General features: G+C 60.2%; 14 protein-coding genes, 1 tRNA gene and 1 pseudogene. 10 read left to right on the forward strand and 6 right to left on the reverse strand.

What is annotated here, in order from left to right; all coding sequences use genetic code 11:
- The 5 genes from ACP15O_RS17935 to ACP15O_RS17955 form a co-directional block, all read left to right on the forward strand.
- The coding region (locus ACP15O_RS17935; protein ID WP_425097392.1) for a hypothetical protein at positions 1–530 on the forward strand (530 nt) is incomplete at its 5' end.
- Between the two features lie 132 nt (positions 531–662).
- On the forward strand, positions 663–836 hold the full coding sequence (locus ACP15O_RS17940; RefSeq protein WP_425097393.1) for a hypothetical protein: 174 nt from the start codon (positions 663–665) through the stop codon (positions 834–836).
- Between the two features lie 13 nt (positions 837–849).
- Positions 850–1281: a hypothetical protein gene (locus ACP15O_RS17945; protein WP_425097394.1), complete on the forward strand. Its 432-nt coding sequence runs from the start codon at positions 850–852 to the stop codon at positions 1279–1281.
- Positions 1281–1559, forward strand: a complete 279-nt coding sequence (locus ACP15O_RS17950) for a helix-turn-helix domain-containing protein (protein ID WP_425097395.1) — start codon at positions 1281–1283, stop codon at positions 1557–1559. Before ACP15O_RS17945 ends, ACP15O_RS17950 begins: the two co-directional genes overlap by 1 nt.
- Positions 1560–1663: 104 nt before the next feature.
- Positions 1664–2440, forward strand: a complete 777-nt coding sequence (locus ACP15O_RS17955) for a tyrosine-type recombinase/integrase (RefSeq protein WP_425097396.1) — start codon at positions 1664–1666, stop codon at positions 2438–2440.
- Positions 2441–2512: 72 nt separating this feature from the next.
- Here the strand turns inward: ACP15O_RS17955 and ACP15O_RS17960 are convergent.
- The 3 genes from ACP15O_RS17960 to tgt all read right to left on the reverse strand — a co-directional run bounded on the left by ACP15O_RS17960 (position 2513) and on the right by tgt (position 6553).
- Positions 2513–2587: transfer RNA gene (locus tag ACP15O_RS17960), tRNA-Val, on the reverse strand.
- A gap of 115 nt (positions 2588–2702) precedes the next feature.
- Positions 2703–5108, reverse strand: coding sequence for an endopeptidase La (lon, locus tag ACP15O_RS17965; RefSeq protein ID WP_425097397.1), 2406 nt, complete (start codon positions 5106–5108; stop codon positions 2703–2705).
- 314 nt (positions 5109–5422) lie between these two features.
- Positions 5423–6553 carry a tRNA guanosine(34) transglycosylase Tgt gene (gene tgt, locus ACP15O_RS17970; protein WP_425097452.1) on the reverse strand — a complete coding sequence of 377 codons (1131 nt, stop codon included), beginning with the start codon at positions 6551–6553 and terminating at the stop codon, positions 5423–5425.
- A gap of 116 nt (positions 6554–6669) precedes the next feature.
- Here tgt and ACP15O_RS17975 point away from each other — a divergent pair, with 116 nt between their 5' ends.
- The 5 genes from ACP15O_RS17975 to tpiA all read left to right on the forward strand — a co-directional run bounded on the left by ACP15O_RS17975 (position 6670) and on the right by tpiA (position 9502).
- On the forward strand, positions 6670–7455 hold the full coding sequence (locus tag ACP15O_RS17975) for an enoyl-CoA hydratase-related protein (protein ID WP_425097398.1): 786 nt from the start codon (positions 6670–6672) through the stop codon (positions 7453–7455).
- 80 nt (positions 7456–7535) lie between these two features.
- Positions 7536–7898 (forward strand): SUF system Fe-S cluster assembly protein, encoded by a 363-nt coding sequence (locus tag ACP15O_RS17980; RefSeq protein ID WP_425097399.1) that lies wholly within the window; start codon positions 7536–7538, stop codon positions 7896–7898.
- A gap of 28 nt (positions 7899–7926) precedes the next feature.
- Positions 7927–8277 carry a HesB/IscA family protein gene (locus tag ACP15O_RS17985; RefSeq protein WP_425097400.1) on the forward strand — a complete coding sequence of 117 codons (351 nt, stop codon included), beginning with the start codon at positions 7927–7929 and terminating at the stop codon, positions 8275–8277.
- Positions 8278–8655 carry a TfoX/Sxy family protein gene (locus ACP15O_RS17990; protein ID WP_425097401.1) on the forward strand — a complete coding sequence of 126 codons (378 nt, stop codon included), beginning with the start codon at positions 8278–8280 and terminating at the stop codon, positions 8653–8655.
- Positions 8656–8752: 97 nt separating this feature from the next.
- A complete protein-coding gene (gene tpiA / locus ACP15O_RS17995; RefSeq protein WP_425097402.1) occupies positions 8753–9502 on the forward strand; it encodes a triose-phosphate isomerase in 750 nt (249 codons plus the stop codon).
- 63 nt (positions 9503–9565) lie between these two features.
- On the opposite strand, the gene ACP15O_RS18000 is transcribed toward tpiA, so the two are convergent.
- The 3 genes and pseudogenes from ACP15O_RS18000 to ACP15O_RS18010 all read right to left on the reverse strand — a co-directional run bounded on the left by ACP15O_RS18000 (position 9566) and on the right by ACP15O_RS18010 (position 12709).
- Complete coding sequence (locus tag ACP15O_RS18000) at positions 9566–10942, reverse strand: TRAP transporter large permease (protein ID WP_425097403.1); 1377 nt, start codon at positions 10940–10942, stop codon at positions 9566–9568.
- A gap of 4 nt (positions 10943–10946) precedes the next feature.
- The gene (locus ACP15O_RS18005) at positions 10947–11636 is read right to left on the reverse strand and encodes a TRAP transporter small permease (protein ID WP_425097404.1); all 690 of its coding nucleotides are present in this window, start codon (positions 11634–11636) and stop codon (positions 10947–10949) included.
- Positions 11637–11714: 78 nt separating this feature from the next.
- A pseudogene (locus tag ACP15O_RS18010) lies at positions 11715–12709 on the reverse strand (DctP family TRAP transporter solute-binding subunit).
- Between the last annotated feature and the right edge of the window lie 57 nt (positions 12710–12766).

A 12766-nucleotide genomic window follows, 5' to 3' on the forward strand; every position in this document is an offset into this window, starting at 1 on the left:
TAAAGCTTTCGAAAGATGGTTTCACCGTTGAGGATGCTGGTCCAGAGCGCCGGATTCCGATCCGGCGAGCCACTGGTGACCGCCTGTGGGGGCGTGAGGCGTGGAGAACAGATCGCTGTTACGATGATCTTGCACCGTTAGAAATGGGGGGTGAAGAGCCTCTGATTTACACCTGCGACGACACTGTGCAGCGATGGGGGTGGAGGCCTGACGCATTGTCGATGTGGGGTCGCATCCGTCGCCCCCAACACATGCCCCGCTGGGCCTCTCGCCTGACCCTGATCGTCACAGACGTGCGGGTTATGCGGGTGCAGGAGATTGGCGACGTTGACGCCAATAAGGCGGGCCTCAAGGGCTTCATATCGGCAGACGGTCAAGACGGGGTGTCCCCTCGCGAAGAACTTCAAGACACCTGGAACACCCGCCACGCCAAGCGCGGCCTTGGCTGGGACGCGAACCCCTGGGTGACAGCCACCACCGTCACCGTACACCGCTGCAATATTGACCAGACGGAGGCTGACCATGACTGACAAGCAAGTAGGTGCAATTTGCATATCTGCCATGTGGTGCGTTTGGGCGCTGGCGATGGGTGCGATTGGATACGGCGAATCCATTCACGAGACAGCGAACGCCACAAACTGCGCGCAGACCGAGGTCCGCCAATGAAAGACACCTTCCTAGACCTGCTGGACGCCCCAACCGAGCTGGAGCGCGGACCCGATGGCCGCACCTTCACCAAAACCGAACAAACCCGCATGTGCGGCAACTCAGTGCCCCCGGTAATGGCCGAGGCGCTGGTGTCCGCCAACGTGCCCGAGCTGGCCGTGGTGGCCTGAAAGGAGAGAAGAAATGCAATCAGCAATCAAATGGGCGGTGAGATACTTTTTCGAGCCAACGGCATCCGCTGCCGGCATGATTTTGATTTTGTGCTCAGCCATAGCCATAGATAGCGCACCGGAAACACGACAAAAAGTGGCGGCCTTTCTGATCGGGATGGTGCTCTATTTGCTCTGCTATGCGGTATGGCCCACTGTCAATCAATGGACCGCGCCCAGGCGGGATGGTCACGTCTTGCGCCACCCGACGAAGCGCGAACTTCTCGTTCAGGCCGAGATTAAAGACCGGCGCATGGCTGAACTAGAGGCCAAGTTAGCAAAGGCCAAAAGGGCCTTGCTGGCTATTTCGAAATGGGAGGTTGGGCCAAGCGGAACGACGGCCGGGGAACGATCCATCAAGAATCTTGCCCGCGCCACCCTGGCAGAACTGGAGGATGGAAAGTGATGCCTCAAAGACCATTCACACCCGAAACCCTCGCCGCCACCTGGGGATGCAGTGCGGAAACCGTGCGCAATCTCTGCCGATCTGGCACCTTGAAACATTTTCGCCTTGGGCGTCTATATAGAATTCCAGCCAACGCAGTAGAGGAATACGAATGCCAGACATCAGCATCGGACGGTTCAGAGGTGGTTTCTGCGTCTACTGGACCAAACCCGACGGAAAGCGCGCCAGGCATAAGCTTGCGGCACGCACCCGAGCGGAAGCAGAACCGGAAGCAATAGACGTCTATCGCCGCGAGAACCAAAAGGCCCCAGGGGCGCGCACCGTTGCTGCGCTGTGGGAGGCCTATCGCGAAGACCTGGGCGAGAAGCCGACAGCAAAGACGATGGGCTACACCGGAAAAGCCGTGCTGGAGCATTTCGGAGCCTATCGCCCCGACCAGATCGACAAGGCGCTGTGCCGATCTTATTCCGACAAACGGATCGCCGCCGGAAAATCGGTCGGAACCGTCTGGACCGAACTCGGACACCTGCAATCCACCATGAATTTTGCGCGCGACATCAACGCCATTGACCGCGCACCGCGGATCTGGCGTCCAGCAAAGCCCGAGACAGACAAGCGAATACTGAATGCAGGCGAGGCCCGCGCGCTGATTGACGGAGCCCACGATCCTCACATTCGTTTGGCTTTGATCCTGTTGCTGGGCACCGCTGCCCGCGTCAGCGCCGTCCTGGAGCTGACTTGGGACCGGGTAGATTTTGAGCGCAACTCGATCAACCTGCGAATCGACGACGGCACCACGCGAAAAGGCCGCGCAATCGTTCCGATGAACAGCGGCGTCCGGGCCGCGCTGTCAGTCGCTCATGACGCCGCCCTGTCTGACTACGTGATCGAATACGCCGGCCAACCGATCAAATCCATCCGCACCGGCTTCAAAGCAGCCACCAAGCGCGCTGGTCTTGGCCGCGTCACCATCCACGAGCTGCGCCACACCGCCGCCGTGACCATGCTGTCAGCTGGTGTTCCGCTTGTAAAAGTTGGTCAAATGCTGGGCCACACAAACACAGCGGTCACCTATCGAACATACGCCAGATACCTGCCTGAACAGATGCAAGACGCCGCCGACGTGCTGGATTTTGCGAGTCGCAAGCGCAGCGTTTAGGTTCACTGAACCTGAATGCACTTCGTTAAATGCAGATCACCACACATAAGGCACTGTTATTTATAGGGAAAATGGTGGGTGATAAGAGATTTGAACTCCTGACATCTTCGATGTGAACGAAGCGCTCTACCACTGAGCTAATCACCCGGTAGCGGGGTATTTAGAGAATCCCCGCGCGATGTGCAAGAGGGTTCGCACCCGGTTTTTGCAGGAAATTTGCGCATGAAAAAGGCGCCGCTGTGGGCGCCTTTTCCGCAGGTCCTCAATGGGCGACGGCCCCTGCCCCCGGCTTGGCCGCCAGGGCGGCAGCGGCGGCGGCCTCTTCGGCCTCCTCGTCCCATTCCACCGCTTCGGGTTCGGCCACCAGCGCCAGTTTCAGCACCTCGCTGACATGGGTCACGGGAATGATCTCCAGCCCTTCCTTCACGTTGTCAGGAATATCGGCCAGGTCTTTTTCATTCTCCTCGGGGATGAGGACGGTCTTGATGCCCCCGCGCAAAGCGGCCAGAAGCTTTTCCTTGAGCCCGCCGATGGCCGAGGCATTGCCGCGCAGCGTGACCTCGCCAGTCATGGCGATGTCCTTGCGCACGGGAATCCCCGTCAGGACAGACACAATGCCCGTCACCATGGCCAGACCCGCCGAAGGCCCATCCTTGGGTGTTGCCCCATCCGGCACATGGACGTGGATGTCCATTTTGTCGAATTTGGGGGGTTTCACCCCGATCTGCGGCGCGATGGAGCGCACGTAAGAGCTGGCCGCGTCGATGGATTCCTTCATCACATCGCCCAGTTTCCCGGTGGTTTTCATCCGGCCCTTGCCCGGCAGGCGCAGCGCCTCGATCTGCAACAGATCCCCCCCGACCGAGGTATAGGCCAGCCCGGTGACAACGCCCACCTGATCCTCTTTCTCGGCCAGACCATAGCGGAATTTCTTCACGCCCAGGAATTCGTCCAGATTGTCCGGCGTGACCTTGATGGCCTTGGCCTCGCCCTTGACGATCTGAGTGACGGCCTTGCGCGCCAGCTTACCGATCTCGCGTTCCAGATTCCGCACGCCTGCCTCGCGGGTGTAGCGGCGGATCATCTCATCCAGCGCGTCATCCGTGACCTCGAACTCGCCCTTGCGCAGCCCGTGGTTTTTCACCTGTTTGGCGATCAGATGCTGCTTGGCGATCTCGCGTTTTTCATCCTCGGTATAGCCGGCCAGGCTGATGATCTCCATCCGGTCCAGCAGCGGGCCCGGCATGTTGTACGAGTTCGCCGTGGTCAGGAACATCACGTTGCTGAGGTCATATTCGACCTCCAGATAGTGGTCCACAAAGGTGCCGTTCTGTTCGGGGTCCAGCACCTCCAGCATCGCCGAGGCAGGGTCGCCCCGGAAATCCTGACCCATCTTGTCAATTTCATCCAGCAAGATCAGCGGGTTGGTGGTTTTCGCCTTTTTCAACGCCTGGATGATCTTACCAGGCATCGAGCCGATATACGTCCGGCGGTGACCGCGAATTTCGCTTTCGTCGCGCACGCCGCCCAACGAGATGCGGATGAACTCGCGCCCCGTGGCCTTTGCCACCGATTTCCCAAGCGAGGTTTTCCCCACACCCGGCGGGCCGACAAGGCACAGGATCGGCCCCTTCAGCTTGGCCGAGCGCTGCTGCACCGCCAGATATTCGACGATCCGTTCCTTGACCTTCTCCAGCCCATAGTGATCGGCATCCAGCACGTCCTGAGCCTTGTTCAGGTTCTTTTTCACGCGCGACTTGGTGCCCCACGGAATGCCCAGCAGCCAGTCCAGATAGTTGCGCACGACGGTCGCCTCGGCGCTCATCGGGCTCATGTTTTTCAGTTTCTTGATCTCGCCCTCGGCCTTTTCGCGGGCCTCTTTGGACAGTTTGGCGCCGGCGATTTTCTCTTCCAGCTCGGCGATTTCATTCGAGCCATCCTCGCCATCGCCCAGCTCTTTCTGAATGGCCTTCATCTGCTCATTCAGATAATATTCGCGCTGGGTGCGCTCCATCTGCGATTTGACGCGGGTCTTGATCTTCTTCTCGACTTTCAGCACGGACATTTCGCCCTGCATCAGGCCATAGACCTTCTCCAGTCGCTCACTGACGGAAAGCGTCTCCAGCAGCTCTTGTTTTTCGTTCACCTCGATGCCCAGATGGCCCGACACCAGGTCGGCCAACTTCTCGGGCTCGGTGGTTTCCGAAACGGCGACCAGCGCCTCCTCGGGGATGTTCTTCTTGACCTTGGCGTAGCGCTCGAATTCTTCGGCAACGGTGCGCAGCAGGGCCTTGATCGCTTCGGGATCGCCCTCTTCTTCGGTCAGCGGCTCGGCCGTGGCCTCAAAAAACGAGTCGTTTTCCAAAAAGTCGGTGATCTGCACACGGGCCTGCCCCTCGACCAGCACTTTGACAGTGCCATCGGGCAGTTTCAGTAGTTGCAGCACATTGGCCAGCACGCCGGTGCGATAAATGCCGTCCGCCTCGGGCTCGTCCACGGCCGGATCAATCTGGCTGGACAGCAGGATCTGTTTGTCATCCTGCATCACCTCTTCCAGCGCCCGCACGGATTTGTCTCGCCCGACGAACAGCGGCACGATCATATGCGGAAACACGACAATGTCGCGCAGCGGCAGGACGGGATAGGATGCGTTGAGATGCTCTTGCATACGTTTTCCTTGTTCTTGGCAAGACAGCACCGGCCCCGACATGCGGCAGCCACGGCTGTCTCCGTTTCCAGGTTGTTAATCTGGGGCGCCGCGCCGCAGATTTCAACCGTATCACACTTTCCTGACACCAAACTGCCCGCCCCCGCGACCGGGCGCAAGCCGAGATCGGACAGAATGGTTGAAAAGAAGCGAATCCGCCCCGCAATCGGATAAAACACCACCAAAAGCAGCAGATCCCACCGCCCCAACCACAACATATAGGGACGGTGGGTGGGGCGATGCGCCAGCGAGCGTCACCTACCGTCCCATCTCTCTCACAGCCGCTCGATATCCCCATCAGCGCGCTGCGCGTGAAAATCCGCCTCCCACGCGTCAAACCGCCCTTCCGAGATCGCCGCACGCATCCCGGCCATGATCTCTTGGAAATAATGCAGATTGTGCCAGGTCAGCAACATCCCCGAAATCATCTCTTTGGACCGATACACATGATGCAGATAGGCCCGGCTGTAATTCCGGCAGGCCGGGCACGAGCACTCTTCATCCAAAGGCCGCGGATCGTCCTGATGACGGGCATTCTTGATATTGACCACCCCATAGCGCGTCCACGCCTGCCCCGTCCGCCCCGAGCGCGACGGCAACACGCAATCCATCATGTCGATCCCGCGCTTCACCGCCCCCACGATGTCATCGGGTTTGCCCACCCCCATCAGATACCGCGGCTTGTCCTGCGGCAAAAACCCAGGCGCATAGTTCAGAACGTCGAACATGGCCTCCTGGCCCTCGCCCACCGCCAGACCGCCCACCGCGTAGCCGTCAAAGCCGATCTCGACCAGGGCCTTGGCGCTTTCCTCGCGCAGATGCGGCGTCACGCCCCCCTGCATGATCCCGAACAGCGCATGACCGGGCCGATCGCCAAAGGCATCGCGCGAACGCTGCGCCCACCGCATCGACAGGCGCATGCTCTCGGCCACGCGGCGTTCATCGGCAGGCAGCGCGGGGCATTCGTCAAAACACATCACGATATCCGAGCCCAGCAGCTTCTGAATCTTCATTGACCGTTCCGGCGACAGGAAATGCCTGGAGCCATCCACATGGGATTTGAAGGTCACGCCGTCTTCGGTCAGTTTGCGCAGATCCGACAGGCTCATGACCTGAAACCCGCCCGAGTCCGTCAGGATCGGCTTGTCCCAATTCATGAACTTATGCAGCCCACCCAGACGGTCCACCCGTTCCGCCGTGGGGCGCAGCATCAGGTGATAGGTATTGCCCAGCAGAATATCGGCGCCGGTGGCGGCCACGCTTTCGGGCATCATCGCCTTCACGGTCGCGACCGTGCCAACGGGCATAAAGGCCGGCGTGCGAATATCGCCGCGCGGCGTGCGGATCACGCCCTGCCGGGCCTTGCCGTCGGTTGACTGTAGCTCGAACGAGAATTTCCCGGTCATCGTGCTCATCCTGCGCCTCTTTATCTCAGAACCCGCTGCTTTTCCCACTCGGCACAAGAAAAGCCAAGCTTTGAGTCGCACAATTCCGGCACCCTCCCTCCAGACCAGAGGATTTCATGACCGATTCCATCTGTGCCGATCTGAAACACCACGTATTAACGCTGACATTGGGCGGCGGCGTGGCGCATCCGCTGTCACTGACCATGATCGAGGAGCTGCACCGGGCGATCCGTGCCGCCCAGACCGATCCGCAGGTCCGCGTCATCGTAATCCATGGCCCCGGACGGATTTTCTGCGCCGGTCATGACCTAAAGGAAATCGACGCCCATCGCAGCGATCCCGATCAGGGGCGCGCCTACCTGACCCGGCTGTTCCAGACATGCAGCGCGCTGATGCAGGACATCACCAACGCCCGCCAGCCCACCATCGCCATGATCGAGGGCATCGCCACCGCCGGCGGGCTGCAACTGGTCGCGGCCTGCGATCTGGCCTATGCCGCGCCGCAGGCCCGGTTTTGCCTGCCCGGCGTGCAGAATGGCGGGTTCTGCACCACCCCCGCCGTCGCCGTCTCGCGCAATCTTTCGCGCAAGCACCTGATGGAGCTGGCCCTGGCCGGAACCCCTTTTAATGCCGAATGGGCGCTGTCTGCAGGGTTAATCAATCGCATTATCTATGACGATCAACTTTTTGATTTTACGATGGATTTTGCCAAAGATATTGCACAAAACAACCCCCGCGCCATCGCCAGTGGCAAGCAGACTCTTTATGCGCATCTGCACCTGCCGCTGGATCAGGCCTATGCGATGGCGACCGGCGTCATGGTCGAGCATTTCATGGATCCGCACCGCATCGCCAGGGACGCCCGCCGCCTCCACGATGCCGCGGATGCGAAAAAGACCTGACCGCTTGGTCTGGACGAAGCCCGCCTCATTCCTTATATCTTCACTCAGGATATACAGGACGGGCCACAGGCATACACTCGATGACTGAAAACGCAGAACCACTTGAAGGCACCCCTTTGATCGCGCCCTCGACCGTTGACCACCCGCTGTTCGATAAGGTGGTGGATGGATGCCGGTCGGTCTATGATCCGGAAATCCCGGTGAATATTTACGATCTGGGGCTGATCTATACCATCGACATCAGCCCCGAAAATGATGTTAAGATCATCATGACGCTGACCGCGCCGGGCTGTCCGGTGGCGGGCGATATGCCCGGCTGGGTCGTCGATGCCGTCGAGCCGATGGAAGGTGTCAAAACCGTCGATGTCCAACTGACCTGGGATCCGCCCTGGGGCATGGAGATGATGTCGGACGAAGCCCGCCTTGAATTGGGTTTCATGTAATTTCTCAATGGATTGAGAGGCAAAGCTCATGTTCGGAATTCCTGGCAAGCAAGCGGTCACCATGACCCCGAAGGCCGCCGCTCAGATCGCCAAGCTGATGGCCAAGGACGGTCACAAGGGCCTGCGCATCGGCGTAAAAAAGGGCGGCTGCGCGGGCATGGAATACACCATGGATTATGCCAATGAGGTGGACCCGAACGATGAAATCGTCGAACAGGACGGCGCGCGGGTGATGATCGCCCCCATGGCGCAGATGTTCCTGTTCGGCACGCAAATCGACTATGAGGTTTCGCTGCTGGAATCGGCCTTCAAATTCAACAATCCCAACGTAACCGAGGCCTGCGGCTGCGGAGAATCCATCAAATTCGAGGGCATGTAAATGGCCGTCGAGCCAGAGTTCCTGACCCATGTTCTGGAACTCTTTGAGGGCCTGGGCCCCATCCGCGCGGGGCGGATGTTTGGCGGTGTCGGGCTTTTCGTCGAAGAGGACGTGATGTTCGCCATGGTCTCGTCCTCGGGCACGGTCTATATGAAATCCGACGCACAGACCCTGCCCGCATTCCAGGGCGCGGGCAGCCAGGCATTCTGGTATATGCGCGGCGAAAAGCGCATGGAAATTCAAACCCTTATGAGCCTTCCTGAAAGTGCCCTGGACGATCCCGAGGACGCCATGCACTGGGCGTCTCTGGCCTTGCCTCCGGCCCGTGCCGCGGCCGAGCAAAAGCGCAGGCAGAAGGCCCGCAGGAAGAAACCCTAGTCTCGGATCAGCAAATCCACCAACGGGCTTGACCTTGGGCGCGCCATCGCAATGATGCGCGCGATAGATAACCAAAATAATTGACGGGGTGCATAAAATGCGACGCAAACTGGCGGCTGGAAACTGGAAGATGAACGGGCTGATCGCGCAACTGTCCGAGCTGAAGGCGATTGCCGAGCAGAACAGCGCCCCCGCGGTGGATCTGTTGATCTGTCCCCCGGCGACTTTGGTGGGCGTGTCGGCGGCGAAACTGGCCGATCACCCGCTGATGATCGGCGGGCAGGATTGTCACGCTCAGGACTCGGGCGCGCATACGGGTGATATTTCGGCTTTGATGCTGGCCGACGCTGGCGCGGGCGCGGTGATCGTGGGCCATTCCGAACGGCGCGAGGATCATGGCGAAACCGACGCGGATGTGCGCGCCAAATCGGTGGCTGCGATGCAGGCCGGGCTGATCTCGGTCACCTGTCTGGGCGAGTCGCTGGCGCAGCGCGAGGCTGGCGACACCCTGACAGTGATCGGCGCGCAGCTGGCAGGATCCCTGCCCGATGACGTGGATGCCGCCAAGCTGGTGATCGCGTATGAACCCATCTGGGCCATCGGCACCGGGCTGGTTCCGACGCTGGAACAGATCGCCGAGGTGCATGATTTCATCCGCGCCGAGCTGACCGCCCGTTTCGGCGCTGACACCGCTGACGGGGTGCGTATCCTCTATGGTGGCTCGGTCAAGCCAGGCAATGCGGCCGAGATTTTCGCCGTGTCCAATGTGGATGGCGCGCTGGTCGGTGGGGCCAGTCTGAAGGCGGCGGATTTCACCCCGATCATCAAGGCGCTGGAAGCGACCTAAGCCCCTGCCCCATAACGCAAAACGGCGCCCCAGGAGGCGCCGTTTTTATTTGTGTATCCGGGGTCACTTGGTGATGATTTCCGGCCCCATGAAGGTTGTCGGCAGGAAGGTGGACAGCCACGGAATATACGTCACCATGATCAGGAAGACGAACAGCACAGCCAGGAAGGGCAGCGCCGCACGCACGACCCGCATCATCGGCATCCCCGCCACGCCCGAGGTGACGAAGAGGTTCAGGCCCACGGGCGGTGTGATCATCCCGATCTCCATGTTGACCACCATGATGATGCCCAGATGGATCGGGTCGATGCCCAGCTCGATCGCGATGGGGAACACCAGCGGCGCGACGATCACGATCAGGCCCGAGGGCTCCATGAACTGCCCGCCGATCAGCAGGATGATGTTCACGATGATCAGGAACATGACCGCACCGAACCCTGCGGACAGCATTGCCTCGGCGATCTGCTGCGGGATCTGCTCGTCCGTCAGAACGTGTTTCAGGATCAGCGCGTTGGCGATGATGAACATCAGGGTGATGGTCAGCTTGCCAGCCTCGAACAGGGTATCGCGGGTGTCACGGTGGAAAAACGCGGTGACGATGGCCAGAGGTTTCTGGATCAGCGAGAGGTTGCGCTCGCCCTCGGGACGGGCCAGCGGGCCCATATCGCGATAGATGAAATTCGCGATGAAGAAGGCATAGACAGCGGCCACGGCTGCGGCCTCGGTCGGGGTGAAGATCCCGCCATAGATGCCGCCCAGGATGATCACGATCAGGAACAGGCCCCAGCCGGCCTCGCGGCCCGCGGCAAAGGCTTCGCCCCAGCCTTTCCACTCGCCCTTGGGCAGGTTTTTCACCTTAGCGATGGCATAGATGGTCAGCATCAGCATGGTGCCCGCCATCAGGCCCGGAATGACGCCCGCCAGGAACATCCGCCCCACGGACACATCCGTGGCCGAGGCATAGACCACCATCACGATGGACGGCGGGATCAGGATGCCCAGGGTGCCCGCATTGGCGATGACGCCGGCGGCAAAATCCTTGGAATACCCCACCTGGCGCATCCCGGCGATCACGATAGATCCAATCGCCACCACGGTGGCCGGGCTGGACCCGGACAGAGCCGCGAACAGCATACAGGCAAAGACGCCCGCGATGGCCAGACCACCGGGGAAATGCCCCACGATCGCGATGGAGAAACGGATGATCCGTTTCGCCACACCGCCCGTGGACATGAAAGACGAGGCCAGGATGAAGAACGGGATCGCCAGCAGCGTATAATGGCCCGCCATCGCCTGAAACAGCGTCTGCGCGATGGACGCCAGCGAGGTATCGCTGAGCACCAGCAGGAACACGATGGACGAAAAGCCAAGCGAGACGGCAATCGGCACGCCGATCAGCATCAGGCCAATGACCATGGCAAAGAGAATTGCGACTTCCATGATCTTAGTCTCCGGCGTTCATGTGTTTGACATCTTCGATGGCATCCTCGGCCTCATGGCTGACGATCAGCGACGCGGCCTGCCCCGAGATCAGACGCAGCGTGGCCTGAACGAAGCGGAACAGCAGCAGAGCCATGCCAAAAGGCAGGATGAAATAGGGAATGAAGCGAGGCAGTTTCTCGTAATGCTCGCCCTCATTCATGATCGGCTCGATCCAGCGCAGGAATTCGGGCAGCGGAATGTCCACGACCTCGTACCAGCCGCGATAAGAGGTGCGGCGCATTTCCTCCAGCCCGGTGGGGAACCAGCGCCCCGTGGTCTGCGGCAGGTTGGCGAAATTGGCCCAGTAATCCCAGGCGCCTTTCAGCAGCAGGGCCGCGTAGATGATGCAGATCGCCGCCGCAATCAATGCCACGATGCGGCGCAGATTGGGCGAGAAGAAATTGATCAACGCGTCCACGCCCAGATGGGCTGTGACCTTGACCGCATAGCTAAGCCCGAACAGCACCAGCCAGGCGAACAGGAAGGTCACGGCTTCCAGCCCCCAGATCAGCCCGGTGTTAAAGCCATAGCGCAACACGACGTTGACGAAAGTGATAAGTGTCATGAGCCCCAGGAGCACCGCAATCGCGGTTTCCTCGATCTCGTTGACGATGCGGCCCAGGGCCGTCTTCGCTTGGTAATGGGTGGACATGCCTATCCCCTTTCCCCCGAGGATATAAAAAACCCGGCCCCGTAACAGGGCCGGGTCAGTTCGGCCTGTTGATCAGGCTTAGTGTTTGGCGTTGATCGCCTGAGCCGCGTCGATGTTCTCTTGACCGACGTCTTTGGTGAACTGCTCCCAGACGGGTTTCATCACGGTGACCCATTCGGCCCGCTGTTCAGCAGTCAGTTCGCGGATGACCCCGCCCGCGTCCAATACGGCCTGACGGGCCTGCGCATCCACTTCGGCCACGGCCGAGTTGCGGGTCTCGGTGACTTCGGTCACGATCTGACCCAGCTGGGTGCGCACGTCGTCAGGCAGGCTGTCCCACCAGTCAGCGCTGGTGACAACCATGTAGTCCAGCACACCGTGGTTGGTTTCGGTGGTGCCGTCCTGAACCTCAAAGAATTTCTGGCCGTAGATGTTGGACCAGGTGTTTTCCTGCCCGTCCACAACGCCGGTTTGCAGCGCGCCGTAGACCTCTTTGAAGGCCATCGGCTGCGGGCTGCCGCCCAGGGCCGCCATCTGCGCCTTCAGCACGTCCGAGTTCTGCACACGGAATTTCAGACCCTCGGCATCCTTGGGGCTGATCAGCGGTTTGTTGGCCGACATCTGCTTCATGCCATTGTGCCAGAAGCCCAGGCCCAGCAGACCGCGGCGCACCATGGATTCCTTCATCGCCTGGCCGGTTTCCGAGGTCTGGAACGCGTTCACCGCATCCATGTTCTTGAACATGAAGGGCAGGTCGAAGATGCGGAATTGCTTGGTGAACTGCTCGAATTTCGACAGGCTGGGCGCGGCCATCTGCACATCGCCTCCAGCACCTGGTCATCGTTGTAAAGGGTCGAGTTGGGGAAGACCTCCATACAGGCCTTGCCGTCCATTTCAGCATTCACGCGCTGTTGCAACAGCGAGGCCGCCAGCCCCTTGGGGTGCTTGTCGGTGTTGGTTACGTGACTGAATTTGATGACGATTTCGCCGTCCTGGCAGGCATCCGAGGCAAATGCAGCCTGCGCGGTGACGGTCAGGGCCAAGGCCGTGGCGGCAGTGGTCAGGAATTTCATTGTCTATCTCCTCCCAGAGACTTTGAGACGTTGGACACCCCCATTGGGCGCTGTGCG

Origin of the sequence: Youngimonas ophiurae (nom. illeg.) (assembly GCF_049803795.1) — a bacterium.
GTDB lineage: Bacteria > Pseudomonadota > Alphaproteobacteria > Rhodobacterales > Rhodobacteraceae > Thalassobius.